This is a genomic window from Agrococcus sp. AC640b (assembly GCF_979255995.1).
The window spans coordinates 65,297-79,992 of the sequence record NZ_CEEDMM010000009.1 but is presented as its reverse complement, the minus strand read 5'-3'; the positions used below and the strand labels follow the sequence as shown (position 1 = coordinate 79,992).

Here is a 14,696-nt window from a genome sequence, read left to right as displayed (position 1 = left end):
TCGACCGTGACGATGCCGATCAGCCGGCCGTCCGCAGCGCTGCGTCGAGCGCATCGAACGCCTGCATCCAGCCGTCGTGCACGCTGCCCTCCTGCCCGCGGTCGTCGGACGCACCCTCGACGCGGAACGTCATCCGCGTGCGACCGCCCTCCCCCTCCGCCAGCTCGATCGCGATGATCGCAGTGCTCACGAGCGATCCCGACGCACCGATCGCCGCCGTCGGGGCTGCCGCCGGGGTCAGCAAGTCGGCGCTCTATCGCCGCTATGCCAGCAAGGACGCCCTGCTGCGGGCCGTCGCCGAGGACGTCACCGAGCGGTACGTCGCCCTCATCGATGGAGCCCACCGGCGCCTGGACGAGTCGCTCGATCCGCGCCAGGCGCTCGAGGACTTCCTCGCCGATGCCGCCGATGCGGGCAGCCACCCGCTGATGACCGCCATCACCGGCCGATTCGAGCCGACCGCGCGCGACCGCGAGCGCTCGGCCGAGGGGTGGCGCGAGGGCGAGCGGCTCGTGGCACGACTGCGCGATGCCGAGGCACTCGGGCCCGAGATCGGCTGGCTGGATCTGAACAAGCTGCTCGAGGGCCTCAGCCGCATCCGCAGCCCTCGACCCGAGCGCACGCCGCAGCTGCGCCGACGGTCCGCGGCCATCGTCGCCGCAGGCCTCGCGACGGATGCGCCGCTGCCCGGAAGTGCCGTCGAGACGACGGACTTCGGACCGGCGACCGACCGTTGAGGTGCGTGCGGAGCAGTGCCCCTATGGGCGGGGCACCGCCACCGACAGCCGCGTGCCTGGCACGGGCTCGACGTCGTAGCGCGCGAGCACGTCGTCGCGGATGCGCCGCTGCACGAGCACCGACGAGTCCGTGGACGCGGCGACGCGACCCTCGGCCGTGACGACGAGCGCCCCCTCCCCTGCCGACCGCAGCGCATCGCCGACCGCACGCTCGAAGGCGGGCACGGTCACGTCGGCGCCCACGACTCCCGCGAACGCCCCGGCGACGTCGAGGGGAGCGGTGAACGTGAGCGTCGCCTGATCCGTGCACAGCAGGTCGACGTAGGGCCCCGTCATGTGCGGTTCGCCCGAGTCGGCCGGCACGCGGTACCACTCGATCTCCTCGTACGAGCGCACGTAGCCGCCATCGGTCGCACCCGCGTCGAGCCTGCGCACGTCGCGCGCCGCCCCGATCGCCTGCCACCAGGCCATGAGCGGATGCCCGACGCGAGCGGGCGCGACGACGAACCCCCCGCCGAACACGACGGGACGGGCTGCGAGCTCCGCCGACACGACGCGCTCGACGACCGCGGTCGCCGCGACCGGATCGAGGGCGATGGCCGCGTCGGCGAGCACGCCCAGCAACCTCGCCACGACCGCGTCGGCCTCGCCGACGACCTGCCGAACCGCATCGACCGCGCTCATGAGAGCCTCCGCTTCGCCTCGAGCAGCCATCGCACCGCGCGATCGCACCCCGCCTCGACCTCGGCGCGCGCACGCACGCCATCACCGTCGCGGATCGCCGCGACCAGCCGCTCGCCGCCGCCGCGCGCCGCATCGCGCTCGTCCGCCTCGTGGAGGCAGGCCCACAGCAGCGGGCCGTCTGCGTGCTGGAACCGCACCTGCTCGCGCGCGAGCCGCACGGATCGGCTCAGCGCGACGACCTGCAGATGGAAGCCCCCGACGCCGCGGCGGGCGGTGAGCTCGTCGCCGAAGTCGATCGAGGCGAGGTCGCGAGCGAGCGCATCGACCTCGAAGGCGGACGCCTCCTCGGCGGCGAGCGCGGCGGCCGTGCCCTCGATCGCGACCGCATGCACGCCGAGGTCGGCGAGCTCGGCGCTCGACAGGTCGCGAATGCGCCGCTCGACCGCCTCGAGGCGGTCGCCCTCGTCGAGCGTCACGAACGACCCGCCGCGCCTGCCCCGCTGGGTCGTCACGAGGCTGCGGTCGCGAAGATCGGCGAGCGCCTCCCGCACGGTGGAGGGCGAGACGCCGAAGCGCTCCGCCAGGCGCGACTCCGCGGGCAGCCGCTCGCCGGGATGCAGCATGCCGAGCACGATGGCCTCCTCCAGGCGCGCCGTCACCGCCTCGGCACGGCCGACCTCGTCGATGGGCGCGAACACCGCGGAGCGCGCCAGGGTCGCCGGCTGCTCCATCGACTCCCCCGTCTCGGCTTCGTGACGCGATCGTAACATCGCCGACTTCCAAACCTCTGGTTCCACATGTTTGATGATGCTCATGTCACAGCGTCCACACAGCACGAGGGAGCAGTCGTGACCGATGCGCAGCTGCCGGCCATCCGTCTCCGCGGCCTTCGCCGCGAGTTCGGTGCGGTCACGGCCGTCGACGGCATCGACCTCGACATCGCCGGCGGCGAGTTCTTCTCGATGCTGGGCCCGTCGGGCTCCGGCAAGACCACGGTCCTCCGGCTCATCGCAGGGTTCGAGGTGCCGACGGCCGGCTCCGTCGAGCTCTTCGGCAAGGACGTCTCGGCGGACGCGCCCTACGACCGGCCCGTGAACACCGTCTTCCAGGACTACGCCCTCTTCCCCCACATGTCGGTGCTCGAGAACGTCGCGTACGGCCTGCGCGTGCGCGGCGTCGGCAAGGCGGAGCGCGTCCGCCGCGCCACCGAGGCCCTCGAGCGCATGCGCCTGGCCGACTTCGCGACCCGCCGCCCCACGCAGCTCTCCGGCGGTCAGCGACAGCGCGTCGCCCTCGCGCGCGCCATCGTCGTCGAGCCGCGAGCGCTGCTGCTCGACGAGCCGCTCGGCGCGCTCGACCTCAAGCTGCGCGAGCAGATGCAGGTCGAGCTGAAGCAGCTGCAGCGCGACCTCGGCATCACGTTCGTCTTCGTCACGCACGACCAGGACGAGGCGCTCACCCTCTCGGATCGCATCGCGGTGTTCGACGCCGGGCGCATCCAGCAGGTCGGCGCCGCCGTCGACGTCTACGAGCGACCCGCGACGCCCTTCGTCGCGACGTTCGTCGGGACCTCGAACCTCTTCGACGACGCGCAGAGCCGCGCCGTGCTCGGCCACGGCGGCATCCACGCCATCCGGCCGGAGAAGGTGGAGATCCGCCGCGGCGAGACGGGGGACGGCATCGCAGGCACCGTCGCCGAGGTGATCTACGCCGGCGCGAGCGTGCGCTGCGTCGTCGACACCGACGCCGGCATCCGGATGACCGTGCTCGAGCAGTCGTCCTCCGGTCACGCGAGCGTCGCACGCGGCGACCGCGTGCGACTGGCGTGGGCCGACGCCGACGTGCGCGACCTCGTCGAGCCCGCCGTCGCCGAGCCGGCGACGGACCCCACGCACCCCTCACCGGCCACGGCATCCGCCTAGGCCACACCACAGCAAGGAGACATCATGCACAAGCGTCGTCATGCAGCGCTCGGTGCCGGTCTCGGCGTCGCCGTACTCGCGCTCAGCGCGTGCGGCGCGTCGGGCGGCGGCCCCGCAGCCGAAGGACCCGCGACCGAGCTCGGCGACACCGACGGCGGCGAGGTCTCGATCCTCGCCTGGCCCGGCTACGTCGAGGACGGCACCAACGACCCGGCCGTCGACTGGGTGAGCCCCTTCGAGGAGGCCACCGGCTGCTCCGTCACCTCGCAGACCTACGGCACGAGCGACGAGGCGTTCAACCTCACGCGCGAGGGGGGCTTCGACGTCATCGCCGCCTCCGGCGACCTGACCCTCCGGCTCATCGCGTCCGACGCGGTGCAGGAGCTCAACACCGACCTGATCGACTCGTACGACGCGATCTTCCCGTTCCTCAAGGAGCAGGAGTGGAACTCGGTCGACGGCGCCGTCTACGGCATCCCGCACGGCTACGGCGCGAACCTCCTCGCCTACAACACCGAGGTCTTCAGCGAGGCGCCGACGTCGTGGTCGGTCGTCTTCGACGACGCGGAGGCGAACACCGGCAGCATCACGGCATACGACTCGCCGATCTACATCGCCGACGCAGCCGTGTACCTCATGACGCACGAGCCCGACCTCGGCATCGAGAACCCGTACGCCCTGGACGAGGACCAGCTGGCCGCGGCCGTCGACCTGCTCGAGGGCCAGCGCGAGCACATCGGCGAGTACTGGAGCGACTACCTGCTCGAGGTGCAGGGGCTCGAGGCCGGCTCGATCGTGGCGGGCACGACCTGGCAGGTCGTCGTCAACTCCCTCGCAGAGGGCACCCCGGTCGACGTGGTGCTGCCCGAGGAGGGCGCGACCGGCTGGAGCGACTCGTGGATGGTGTCGGCAGGCACCGAGCAGACGCCCTGCGCCTACGCGTGGCTCGATTGGATCGCGAGCCCCGAGGGCAACGCCATGGCGACCGAGTACTTCGGCGAGGCGCCGAACAACCCCGGTGCCTGCGACTTCACGCAGGACCCGGGCCACTGCGAGTCGTACCACGCCGGCGACGAGGAGTACGCGTCGCAGATCTACTACTGGACGACGCCGATCGCCGAGTGCCTCGACGGTCGCACCGACGTCGAGTGCACGGACTACGCGGCGTGGACCGAGGCGTGGCAGCAGATCCAGGGCTGACGCCCGGATCGGCACCGCACCACCGCACATGACCACGACCGCACCGGCGACGGCCGCCGCACCCCCCGAGACGGGGGTGCGGCGGGCGTCGCGCGCACTCGACCGGCATCCCAGGGTCGGCCTCGGCATGCTGCTGGGACTGCCGCTGGGATGGCTCGTCGCCGTCTACGTCGTCAGCCTCGGCTTCCTGCTGATCACCGCCCTGTGGCAGACGGACCCGTTCACCAACGAGGTCCGCATGGATTGGACGCTCGACAACGTCGCACGCGTCGTCTCGCAGGAGCTCTACCGAGCCGTCACGTTCCGCACGCTCGGCACCGCCGTGCTCGCCACGATCATCGACGTCGCGATCGCGCTGCCCGTGGGCTACGCGATGGCGAAGGTGTTCGGGCCTCGTGCGCGGGCGGCGCTCGTCATCGCCTTCCTCATGCCGCTGTGGGCGTCGTACCTCGTGAAGGCGTACGCGTGGCGGTCGATCTTCATCGAGGGCGGGCTGCTGTCGTCCCTCGGCATCTCACCGGGCTTCGGCGAGATCGCGACGGTCGTGACCCTCTCGTACATCTGGCTGCCCTACGTGGTGATGCCGATCTACGCCGGCTTCGAGCGCGTGCCCGACTCGCTCGTGGAGGCGTCGAGCGATCTCGGCGCCCGCAACCTGCGCACGTTCGCCTCCGTGGTGCTGCCGCTGATGTACCCGGCGATCATCGCGGGCGCGATCTTCTCGTTCTCCCTCACCCTCGGCGACTACATCGCCGTGCGGATCGTGGGCGGATCGACGCAGTTCCTCGGCACGATCATCTACGACAACGTCGGGGTCGCGGGGAACGTGCCCATGGCCGCAGCCGTCGCGCTCGTGCCGATCGTCATCATCCTGCTCTTCCTGCTCGCCGTGCGCCGCACGGGGGCGCTGCGGAACCTCTAGGAGGCGCGATGCGCATCTCGAAGCCCGTGCGAGCGACGTTCGTCGCGATCGTCGCCATCGCGCTCGTGTTCGTCTACCTGCCGCTGGGCATCGTGCTCGCGAACTCGTTCTCCACGAGCCAGTCGCTCGCGTGGCCGCCGCGCTCGCTGACGCTCGAGTGGTGGGGTCGCGCGGCGACGAACGCCGGAGCGTGGCAGGCCGTGGGCACGTCGGTGCTCGTCGCCGTCTGCGCCACGGCGATCGCGCTCGTGCTCGGCACCGTGTGCGCCATCGCGCTCGACCGCTACGCGTTCTTCGGCAAGGAGGCCGTGAACCTCCTCGTCGTGCTGCCGATCGCGCTGCCCGGCATCGTCACGGGCATCGTGCTCAACAACCTCTTCCGCACGGGGCTCGGCCTGCAGCTGGGGCTCGGCACGCTCATCCTCGCGCACGCGACGTTCTGCATCGTCACGGTCTACAACAACGCCTTCGCTCGGATGCGGCGTCTGAACGGCAACCTCGTCGACGCGTCCGCCGACCTCGGCGCCGACCGCTTCACGACGTTCCGGCTCGTGACGCTGCCGCAGCTGCGGTCCGCGCTGTTCGCGGGCGCGCTGCTCGCGTTCGGCCTGTCGTTCGACGAGATCATCGTGACGCAGTTCACGGCGGGGCCTGGCGTCACGACGCTGCCGATCTGGATCTTCCAGAACATGTTCCGCCCGGGGCAGGCGCCGATCGTCAACGTCGTGGCGGTCGTGCTCGTCGTCGTCTCGATCGTGCCGATCGCGCTCGCGCAGCGCCTCGAGTCGCGGGCGGCCGCGCGCTGACGCGGCACGGGCTTCAGCGCATCAGCGCAGCGCGACCATGCCCTCCACCCAGCGCTCGAGCCGCGCGTAGGCGTCGGCGCGCGCCTCGCGTCGCGAGATGAACACGTCGTGCAGCGCCCCGTCGATGCGCTCGATCGTCACCGACGGCCCCAGGTGCAGCGCGGCTCTCGCGACCTGGTCGACCGTGAGCACGGTGTCGACGCGCGTGAGGTCGTCCGACCAGCGCGTCGGCAGGATCGACCGCGTCGACAGCAGCACGAGCACGGGCACGTCGATCGCGAGTCCCGCGGCGACCTTCGCATGGCCGGCGAGCACCGCGCGGATCCAGCCCGCGTGCGCCGTCATCGCGAACTCCGGCCGCCACGCGTGGTCGACGACGTACGGATCGTCGTCGTCGAACGTCTCGCGCTGCGCACGCGCGTAGTAGCCGAGGTCGATCTGCGGGGCGGGCGCGAGCGGCGACAGACGTCCACGCAGGTCGGCGACAGGGGTGATGGCCGCGCGCGACCTGGCGCCGAACTGCAGCTCGAGCCACGGCGCGTTGAGGATGAGGGCGCTCGCCACCCCCGGATGCCGATGCGCCCAGAGGCTCAGGGTGAGGCCGCCCGTGGAGTGCCCCATGAGCACGAGCCTGCGACCCTCGCTCGCGCCGCCCTCGCGCATCGCGTCGAGCGCCGCCGCGATGTCCTCGTCGTAGGTGCCGAGGTCGGCGACGAAGCCGAGCGTCTGGCTGGGCCGGATGCTGCGACCGTACTTGCGCAGGTCGAGCGCGAAGAACCGCGCCCCGCGGTGGGTGAAGAACCGCGCGAGACGTCCCTGGAAGAAGTAGTCCGACCAGCCGTGCACGTAGAGCACGTCGACGTCCTCGAGGTCGCGCTCGGCCTGCCAGAACCTGCGACGCTGCGGCAAGGCACGCACGAGCGTCGCGACGACGTCGCCCTCGTCGTCGACGCCGAGCGCGAGCGTGCGCTGCTGGAAGCCGTCGCCGAGCACGTCGTCGCGCCAGCCGCCCTCCATGCCGCCACGATACCGAGGCGACCTGGGCGGGCAATGGGGGGCGTCCTCAGCCGGTCCCACGCTCGGGAGGAGGGCAGTTCTCCCCATGGCGCCGTGCCGCGAACGGGCCTACGGTCGTGCTCAAGACAGTGGAGGAGGTGGCTCGTGGCGATCACGATCCCCAGCGAGCTCGCCTGGGTGCTCCAGATGCTCGGCTACGAATGGCCAGAGGTCGACGAGGACGAGGTGCAGAAGGGCGCGGTGCTGCTGCGCCAGTTCGGCGAGGACATGGACGTGGCCATCCAACGCGCCGACGCCATCATCCAGGACCAGATCAAGCCCGCCTACAAGGCGAACGCCGGCGACGCGTTCGTCGCGGCGTGGGATGAGGACAAGTCCTCGAACATCCAGGGCTACATCGCGCTGCTCGACCCCGCATCGACCGGCATGGACGTGCTCGCGGACGCGGTCGTCGCGCTGAAGCTCAAGGTCATCGCCGAGCTCGTCATCACGGCGGCGCAGATCGCGGCCGCCATCGCGTCGGCTGCGTTCACGCTCGGACTGAGCGCCGCAGCGAACGTCGCGATCATCGCGGCTCGCAAGAAGGCGCTCGACTTCCTCACGAACATCGCGGTCGACCAGGTCATGCAGCAGATCTTCGAGCTGCTGACCGATCCCCTCACGAGCCTCGGCCAGCAGCTCACCCAGGCCATCCAGGACGCGCCGGTGGTGCAGGGCGCGATCGCCGAGAAGGAGGCCTTCGAGGCCGACATGGCGGCGCTCGAGGTCGCCGCCGACGACCTCGAGACCAACGCCAACGACCAGGAGCGACTCGTGGACGAGTTCGTGACGCAGTTCATGTCGCTCGAGTTCTCGACGGCAGGCTGACCATGAGCAAGAGGATCGACACCGACATCGTCAAGACGACGGTGTTCCGCTCCGTCGACGACGCCGGTCAGGCGATCGTCGCCGGCATCCGCCGCAAGAAGTCGAAGACCAAGCAGGACCTCGACACCCTGAAGAACTGGGATCGCGCCCAGCGGGGCAAGCGGCAGACGCGCTACCAGTACGACGCCGACGGCAACCGCATCCCGTACTCCGACCCCGGCCGACGACCCAAGTACGACAAGGGCCAGGTCGACAAGGTGTGGGATCGCAGTCGCGCCGACCAGATCAGGGACATCGAGTCCGGCAGGTTCCCGAAGGACATGCCCGGGCCGAACGAGATGTGGGTCAAGGACATCGACGGCAGGTACGTGCTCGTCTCGCGGACCGACCCGGGTGGCGGCCCGCGGCCGTGGCACATGGGCCACAAGACGGGGCAGGAGTACCGCGACCTGCACCAGCAGTACATGTCGGGCGACATCAGCAAGCAGGAGTTCCTGGATCGATATCGTAATCCCGACAAGTACGAGGTGCAGGATCCGGGCAGGAACTCCTCGCACCAGGACGAGGCGTGACGTGCGACCGTGCCGAGCGGCCGCGCAGGCGACGGGAGTGACGCGATGAGCGAGCGAGCCGGCTACATCGAGGGCGCGGGCGCATGCCTCGCCACGAAGAACGTGCTGCGGCGCGCGGGCATCGCGTGGCTCGAGCGCAGCGAGCCGCGCGATCCCGTCGACAACGGCTGGCGCTTCATGAGCGCCATCGACTCGAGCGCCTACCTCTCGGACCCGGCCAACTGGGAGATCGTCGACTTCAACGCGATCGTCGAGCTCGAGCCTGCCGTGCTCGCCGTCTGGCAGATGCCCGTCGGCACCGACCTGCGGCTCATCCAGGACGACGCAGGCTTCCACTTCGTCGACGACGAGACCGGGCGCCGCATCCCCGACTCCGAGCTTCGCGGCTGACGCCGAGACGCCGAAGGGCCCCGCTGCGCACGGCAGCGGGGCCCTTCGGCGTTCGACGGTCGCGCTCGGCCGGTGCGCTCAGGCCTCCGGCTCGATGCCGAGCCGCTGCTGCAGCTCGGGGATGCGCCACTCGGCCGTCGCGATCGCGTCGCGCAGCGTCTTGCGCGGGCGACCCTTGCGGTTCACCGCGACCTCGAGGTCGATCGTCGTCGCCGCCTGGATCGCGTCGATCACGACGCCGACGCCGTCGAGCGACGCCATGCCCGAGTCGATCATGACCAGCAGCGGCGGCCCCTGACGCTTCGAGAGCGCGTTCACGTCGGCGCCGCCCTCGATGAGCCGAGTCACGAGCGCCGCCTCGCGCTCGAGGTCGTGCTCGCGCGTCGAGAACAGCATGTGCAGCGCGTTGACGCCCGAGTCGAGCGCGACCGACGCGTCGGCGCCGTCGTCGAGCACCCGCTCGGCGATGCCGACGCGTGCCTCGAGATCGGGATTCACCATCGCGCCCAGCAGCACCGTGTATCCGGTCGAGAGGGCGAACGTGGCGTCCTCGGGCGAGTAGTCGGCGAGGAAGGTCTCGAGCGACTCCTCCTCGGCGCGGTGTGCGGGGTTCGGCATCGCTTCCTCTCGACGGTCGTGCGCGGATCGGTCCGCACGCTAGCACGCAGGCGTGGCGCGTCGCCGCCGTCTCGGTCGTCGACCACGACCCGGCCGGGCGGCCGCCACGCGTCAGTCGCCGACGGCGACGGGGCGGCCCGACTCCGGGCGACCCCACTCCGACCACGAGCCGTCGTAGACGCGCACGTCGTCACGGCCCACGAGCGTCGCCGCGAGCGCGACGACGCACGCCGTCACGCCCGAGCCGCACGTGGTGATGATGGGGGCGTCGCCTGCGGCCTCGTCGATGCGGTCTGCGAGGCTGCCGACCTCCTGCAGCCGACCGTCGCACTCGAGCGCCGCGAACGGCAGCGACACGCTGCCGGGGATGTGGCCGCCGCGAAGGCCCTTGCGAGGCTCGGGGGCGATGCCCGCGAAGCGGTCGAACGAGCGTGCATCGAGCACGACGGCCTCGTCGGCGGCGATCGCGCGCGCGACGGCGTCGGCTCCGACGAACGCGTCGTCGCGCCACCGCACCGTCACGTCGCCGGGCTCGTCGGCGCGTTCGCGCGTCGGCTCCACGGCACGGCCGCCACGCGTCCACTCGGGCAGGCCGCCGTCGAGCACCGCGGCGTCGATGCCGGCCGCCTCGAGCATCCACCACGCACGAGCGCTCGAGAAGACGCCCTGCGCGTCGTACGCGACGACGCGATCGCCGTCGTCGATGCCGAGCTCGCGCAGGCGCCGCTCGAACTCCGCAGGGTCGAGCATGTCGTGCACGCCGTCCGTGTCGTGCCGCGACATCGACCCGTCGAGGTCGAAGCGCAACGCGCCCGGGATGCCGTTGGCGCCTCGGAAGCCGCCGACGGAGGCGTCGACGACGACGACGTCCGGGTCGTCGAGGTGCCCGGCGAGCCAGGTCGCGGACACGAGGTCGGGAAGGGTCATGGATCCACCTCATCGGGGAAGGACGTGATGATGCTGCTCGAGGCGAGACCGTAGCCGACCGTGACGATCCACGCACGCTCCACGCCGCCGGCGTCGCCGACGAGCTCGATGCGCACGTCGTAGTTCACGATGTCGGAACGGTAGCCCTCGACGCTCGTGGGCGCCTCGAGGGCCTGGTCGATCGCGAACCACGCGACGTCCTCCCACGACGAGCCGACCTCGTCGGCGAGCTCGCCGAAGTCGCCCGTGTGGCCGTCGGCGATGTGCCGCCAGCCCGCGCCGTCGGCGTTGCCGCACGTGAGCGTCGCCTCGCCAGCCTGCACGTCGAGCTGGGCCCACGCGGCGCGGTCGAAGACCTCGAGCACCTCGCGCCCCGCGACGCCGTCGCAGGCCTCGGTGCCCGGCACGTCATCTGCGACGGGGTCGAAGACCGCAGCGGCCGTCTGCAGGTACGGCGGCTGCGGTGCCGCAGCCTGCGGCGAGGCATCCGGTGCCGCGGCGACGCCGGGGCCGCTGCAGCCCACGAGCGATGCTGCCAGGAGCGCGCCGAAGGCGGCCTCCCGCATCCGACGTCGCACGACGGCGCGACCGGGCATGGCGTCAGTGGCCCCGCGGCCGGTCGTCGTCGCGATCCTCGGGCTTCGGCGGCTGCATCGCGAGGGTGAGCGTGGCGATGACGACGAGCGACACGATGAACGCGATGCCACCGACCACGAGCGCGTGGATGGGCTCGCGGATGACGAGCAGCACGACGAGCGCGGAGAAGATGCCGATGCCGCCCGCGAACGCGAGGTACTCGACGGGCTTGAGACGGTCGCGACGCGACGGGGTCATGCGGTGGCCCTCCCAGCGTCCCTCGCGACGATGCGCGCCGAGTAGGCGGCGATGCCGTGGAAGACGCCGACGATGATGGCGTAGGCGCCCACGAGCCCGACGAGCACGACGTCGTGCGCGGGCAGGAGGGCGAAGACGATGGCGGCGACGAGCGTGAACGCCGCGACGAAGCGCCAGTCGGCGGCGATGCGACGTGCCGGCGCGTCTGCGGTGGCGCGCAGCGTCCACCACGCCCAGCCCTCGACGGCCGCGGTCACGAGCGCCCACGCCGCGACGACGACCTTGAGCGCGACGCCCGAGGGGGCGGCGAGGGCGAGCGCCGCAGCGGCGACGCCGGCCGCGATGCCCGCGGCGCCGGCGAGGGTCGGGAAGCGGCGCACCGTGGCGTAGACGGAGCCGCGCAGCACCAGCAGCGCGACGCCCGTGCCGAGCGCGAGCACCGCGAACGCGACGAGTCCGACGAGCGCGTCGTGCGACTGCAGGAACGTCACCGCGACGCCCACGACCACGGCGGGCACGGCGCGTGCGGCCGGCAGCTGCCACACGGGGCGGTCGCTCGGCGTCGACGGCGCCTGGCCGCCATGCTGCTCGATCGTGCTCACCACATCCCAGGGTATCGCCCTTCCCGAGGTGGCCCGGCCGGACGTCGAGCACGCCGCACCCACGTCAGCCGACGAGCTCCAGCACCCTGCGGTGCACGCGGTCGTCGCCTGCGAGCTCGGGGTGGAACGCGACGCCGATCGCCGCGCCCTGCTCGACGGCGACGATGCGCCCGTCGTGGCGGCCGAGCACCGTGACGCCCTCGCCGACCTCCTCCACCACCGGCGCTCTGATGAACGATGCCGCGACGGGCCGCTCGCCGAGCGCAGGCATCGCCACGGACGTCTCGAACGAGTCGACCTGGCTGCCGTACGCGTTCCTGCGCACCGTGACGTCGAGGCCGCCGAGCGTGCGCTGCCCGGGCGCAGCGTCGAGGATGCGGTCGGCGAGCAGGATGAGGCCCGCGCACGTGCCGAGCACGGGCATGCCGCCTGCGATGCGCTCGCGCAGCGGGTCGCGGAGGCCCAGGATGCCCGTGAGCCTGTCGATGACGCTCGACTCGCCACCCGGGATCACGAGGGCCGCGACCGCGTCGAGCTGTGCGGCGCTGCGCACGGGTGTCGCGTCGGCGCCGAGGCCCCGCAGCACGGCGAGGTGCTCGCGCACGTCGCCCTGCAGCGCGAGCACGCCGACGCGCGTCACCAGCCGCGCTCGGCCAGGCGGTGCGGCGCGGGCAGGTCGGCGACGTTGATGCCGACCATCGCCTCCCCCAGTCCGCGCGACGCGGCGGCGATCGCCGCGGCGTCGTCGAACTGCGCCGTGGCCTTCACGATCGCTGCGGCGCGGCGCTCGGGCTCGCCGGACTTGAAGATGCCGGAGCCGACGAAGACGCCGTCGGCGCCGAGCTGCATCATCATCGCGGCGTCGGCGGGCGTGGCGACGCCGCCCGCGACGAACAGCACGACCGGCAGGTGCCCCTCGCGCGCGACCTCCTCGACGAGCGAGTACGGCGCCTGCAGCTCCTTGGCGGCGACGTACAGCTCGTCCTTCGACAGCGACGCGAGCGCGCGGATCTCCTTGTGGATGGTGCGGATGTGCCTCGTGGCCTCCGACACGTCGCCCGTGCCCGCCTCGCCCTTGGAGCGGATCATGGCAGCCCCCTCGGTGATGCGCCGCAGCGCCTCCCCCAGGTTCGTGGCACCGCACACGAACGGCACGTCGAACGGCCACTTGTCGATGTGGTTGACGTAGTCGGCGGGGCTCAGCACCTCGGACTCGTCGATGTAGTCGACCTCGAGAGCCTGCAGCACCTGCGCCTCGACGAAGTGGCCGATGCGTGCCTTGGCCATGACGGGGATCGACACCTCCGCCTTGATGGCGTCGATGAGGTCGGGGTCGGACATGCGGGCGACGCCGCCCTGCGCGCGGATGTCGGCGGGCACGCGCTCGAGCGCCATGACGGCGACGGCGCCCGCGTCCTCGGCGATGCGCGCCTGCTCGGCCGTGACGACGTCCATGATGACGCCGCCCTGCAGCATCTCGGCGAGGCCGCGCTTGACGCCGTCGGTCGCACGTGCGGGAACCTGATCTTCGCTCATGGCTCGGACGCTACGCGCGTGCGTGCATGCCACTCGGCCCGGAGTGGTCGCGAGTGGCACGCGCGACGCATGCCACTTCGACTTCTCAGGTTCTCGGCCGCGTGCGAGGCGAGCAGCGGCCGAGCACCTCACACGCTCGGATCGAGCGGCGAGAGCAGCAGCGACTGCGCGATGCGGCCCACGGGCCCCTGCTCGTCGTGCACGACCGCCTGGCTGAGGCCCACGCCCGCCGAGCCGACCGACGACTCCGCCTCGATGCCGACCCACTCGCCCGTCGGCCGCTCGAAGAGGTGGATGGCGAGCTCGGTGTTGATGAACGTCCACGCCCGCGTGTCGAGCCGGGCACCGATGCCGTTCGCCGCGTCGATCGGCAGGATCGTCCGCAGCGACGCGCTGGGCTGCTCGCCCGCGACGAACGGCATCCGCAGCCGAGCCCACGCGACCGTCGGGGCGCCGCGCTCGCCGAACGGCGTCGCGAAGCGCCAGTCGAGCGAGCCGACGAAGCCCGCGAGCCACAACGGCGGCACGGGCGCGTCGCGCAGCGTCGGCGCACCCTCCGGCGGCAGCGCGAGCCGCCGCCCCGCGCGGTAGGCGACGGATGCGGTGTCGGCGGAGCGCAGCCGCCACCCGCGCCCGCGCGCCGCCGCGCGCCACGCACCCGACCGGTCGCGCTGGCGCACCTCCGCCTCCACGAGGTCGGCCGACCTGCCAGAGCGCACCACCTCGGCCCGCACCGCGACCTCGTCGAGCGTCACGGGACCCAGCAGCTCGACCGCGAGTCGAGCGAGCATCCACCCGTCGGCACCGGGCGCGCCCTCGCACGCGCGCCACAGCAGGCCCGCGACGGGGCCGCCGTGCTGGATCCCCGCGCTCCACGGGCTGCCCGTGTGCGCCGTGGGCTGCAGCAGCTCGGCGCCCTCGTGCTCGCCGGCAGGCACGAAGTAGGCGTCGTCGGATGCGGTGCGTGCGTCGTCGCTCATCGCCCACCATCCTGGCCCGCGAGCACCCCGTCGGTCGAGCGGCGAGCGTCAGGCGCCCGTTGCGCCGACCCGTGGTGCGTGC

Annotated in this window: 20 protein-coding genes; 8 read left to right on the top strand and 12 right to left on the bottom strand. The window is 72.1% G+C overall.

Annotation, left to right across the window (positions count from 1 at the left end; translation table 11 throughout):
- Window positions 1-19: 19 nt before the first annotated feature.
- Window positions 20-190, bottom strand: coding sequence for an SRPBCC domain-containing protein (locus ACZ6H8_RS05540; protein ID WP_464145285.1), 171 nt, complete (start codon window positions 188-190; stop codon window positions 20-22).
- On the opposite strand from ACZ6H8_RS05540, the gene ACZ6H8_RS05535 reads away from it, so the two are divergent.
- Entirely contained in the window at window positions 174-737 is a 564-nt protein-coding gene (locus tag ACZ6H8_RS05535; RefSeq protein WP_464145283.1) for a TetR/AcrR family transcriptional regulator, read from the top strand. The genes ACZ6H8_RS05540 and ACZ6H8_RS05535 overlap by 17 nt on opposite strands.
- Window positions 738-758: 21 nt before the next feature.
- On the opposite strand, the gene ACZ6H8_RS05530 is transcribed toward ACZ6H8_RS05535, so the two are convergent.
- Complete coding sequence (locus ACZ6H8_RS05530) at window positions 759-1,421, bottom strand: cache domain-containing protein (RefSeq protein ID WP_464145281.1); 663 nt, start codon at window positions 1,419-1,421, stop codon at window positions 759-761.
- On the bottom strand, window positions 1,418-2,236 hold the full coding sequence (locus ACZ6H8_RS05525) for a FadR/GntR family transcriptional regulator (RefSeq protein WP_464145279.1): 819 nt from the start codon (window positions 2,234-2,236) through the stop codon (window positions 1,418-1,420). The genes ACZ6H8_RS05530 and ACZ6H8_RS05525 overlap by 4 nt, the downstream gene beginning before the upstream one ends.
- A 33-nt stretch (window positions 2,237-2,269) precedes the next feature.
- On the opposite strand from ACZ6H8_RS05525, the gene ACZ6H8_RS05520 reads away from it, so the two are divergent.
- From ACZ6H8_RS05520 to ACZ6H8_RS05505, 4 genes are read left to right on the top strand one after another with little or no spacing between them, the layout of a single operon-like run.
- Window positions 2,270-3,343: an ABC transporter ATP-binding protein gene (locus ACZ6H8_RS05520; RefSeq protein ID WP_464145277.1), complete on the top strand. Its 1,074-nt coding sequence runs from the start codon at window positions 2,270-2,272 to the stop codon at window positions 3,341-3,343.
- A gap of 24 nt (window positions 3,344-3,367) precedes the next feature.
- A complete protein-coding gene (locus tag ACZ6H8_RS05515) occupies window positions 3,368-4,543 on the top strand; it encodes an extracellular solute-binding protein (RefSeq protein ID WP_464145276.1) in 1,176 nt (391 codons plus the stop codon).
- Between the two features lie 28 nt (window positions 4,544-4,571).
- Entirely contained in the window at window positions 4,572-5,465 is an 894-nt protein-coding gene (locus tag ACZ6H8_RS05510) for an ABC transporter permease (RefSeq protein WP_464145274.1), read from the top strand.
- Window positions 5,466-5,473: 8 nt separating this feature from the next.
- Window positions 5,474-6,271 (top strand): ABC transporter permease, encoded by a 798-nt coding sequence (locus ACZ6H8_RS05505; protein WP_464145271.1) that lies wholly within the window; start codon window positions 5,474-5,476, stop codon window positions 6,269-6,271.
- 21 nt (window positions 6,272-6,292) lie between these two features.
- Here ACZ6H8_RS05505 and ACZ6H8_RS05500 read toward each other — a convergent pair whose 3' ends face one another.
- Window positions 6,293-7,288, bottom strand: coding sequence for an alpha/beta hydrolase (locus tag ACZ6H8_RS05500; RefSeq protein WP_464145269.1), 996 nt, complete (start codon window positions 7,286-7,288; stop codon window positions 6,293-6,295).
- A 144-nt stretch (window positions 7,289-7,432) separates the two neighbouring features.
- Here ACZ6H8_RS05500 and ACZ6H8_RS05495 point away from each other — a divergent pair, with 144 nt between their 5' ends.
- The 3 genes from ACZ6H8_RS05495 to ACZ6H8_RS05485 are packed head-to-tail and all read left to right on the top strand — an operon-like array spanning window position 7,433 to window position 9,117.
- Complete coding sequence (locus tag ACZ6H8_RS05495; protein ID WP_464145266.1) at window positions 7,433-8,155, top strand: WXG100-like domain-containing protein; 723 nt, start codon at window positions 7,433-7,435, stop codon at window positions 8,153-8,155.
- Between the two features lie 2 nt (window positions 8,156-8,157).
- The gene (locus tag ACZ6H8_RS05490; protein WP_464145264.1) at window positions 8,158-8,727 is read left to right on the top strand and encodes an HNH/ENDO VII family nuclease; all 570 of its coding nucleotides are present in this window, start codon (window positions 8,158-8,160) and stop codon (window positions 8,725-8,727) included.
- Between the two features lie 45 nt (window positions 8,728-8,772).
- The gene (locus ACZ6H8_RS05485; RefSeq protein ID WP_464145262.1) at window positions 8,773-9,117 is read left to right on the top strand and encodes a DUF2185 domain-containing protein; all 345 of its coding nucleotides are present in this window, start codon (window positions 8,773-8,775) and stop codon (window positions 9,115-9,117) included.
- 78 nt (window positions 9,118-9,195) lie between these two features.
- Here ACZ6H8_RS05485 and ACZ6H8_RS05480 read toward each other — a convergent pair whose 3' ends face one another.
- The 8 genes from ACZ6H8_RS05480 to ACZ6H8_RS05445 form a co-directional block, all read right to left on the bottom strand.
- Window positions 9,196-9,735, bottom strand: a complete 540-nt coding sequence (locus ACZ6H8_RS05480) for a hypothetical protein (RefSeq protein WP_464145260.1) — start codon at window positions 9,733-9,735, stop codon at window positions 9,196-9,198.
- Window positions 9,736-9,846: 111 nt separating this feature from the next.
- On the bottom strand, window positions 9,847-10,662 hold the full coding sequence (locus ACZ6H8_RS05475; RefSeq protein ID WP_464145259.1) for a sulfurtransferase: 816 nt from the start codon (window positions 10,660-10,662) through the stop codon (window positions 9,847-9,849).
- Window positions 10,659-11,258, bottom strand: a complete 600-nt coding sequence (locus ACZ6H8_RS05470) for a hypothetical protein (protein ID WP_464145258.1) — start codon at window positions 11,256-11,258, stop codon at window positions 10,659-10,661. The genes ACZ6H8_RS05475 and ACZ6H8_RS05470 overlap by 4 nt, the downstream gene beginning before the upstream one ends.
- 4 nt (window positions 11,259-11,262) lie before the next feature.
- Window positions 11,263-11,496 carry a hypothetical protein gene (locus ACZ6H8_RS05465; RefSeq protein WP_464145256.1) on the bottom strand — a complete coding sequence of 78 codons (234 nt, stop codon included), beginning with the start codon at window positions 11,494-11,496 and terminating at the stop codon, window positions 11,263-11,265.
- Window positions 11,493-12,098: a hypothetical protein gene (locus ACZ6H8_RS05460; RefSeq protein ID WP_464145254.1), complete on the bottom strand. Its 606-nt coding sequence runs from the start codon at window positions 12,096-12,098 to the stop codon at window positions 11,493-11,495. The genes ACZ6H8_RS05465 and ACZ6H8_RS05460 overlap by 4 nt, the downstream gene beginning before the upstream one ends.
- A 64-nt stretch (window positions 12,099-12,162) precedes the next feature.
- Window positions 12,163-12,738, bottom strand: a complete 576-nt coding sequence (gene pdxT / locus ACZ6H8_RS05455; RefSeq protein WP_464145252.1) for a pyridoxal 5'-phosphate synthase glutaminase subunit PdxT — start codon at window positions 12,736-12,738, stop codon at window positions 12,163-12,165.
- Window positions 12,735-13,634 (bottom strand): pyridoxal 5'-phosphate synthase lyase subunit PdxS, encoded by a 900-nt coding sequence (gene pdxS, locus ACZ6H8_RS05450; protein WP_464145251.1) that lies wholly within the window; start codon window positions 13,632-13,634, stop codon window positions 12,735-12,737. Before pdxS ends, pdxT begins: the two co-directional genes overlap by 4 nt.
- Before the next feature lie 128 nt (window positions 13,635-13,762).
- Window positions 13,763-14,614 carry a thioesterase family protein gene (locus ACZ6H8_RS05445; protein ID WP_464145249.1) on the bottom strand — a complete coding sequence of 284 codons (852 nt, stop codon included), beginning with the start codon at window positions 14,612-14,614 and terminating at the stop codon, window positions 13,763-13,765.
- Window positions 14,615-14,696 lie beyond the last annotated feature (82 nt).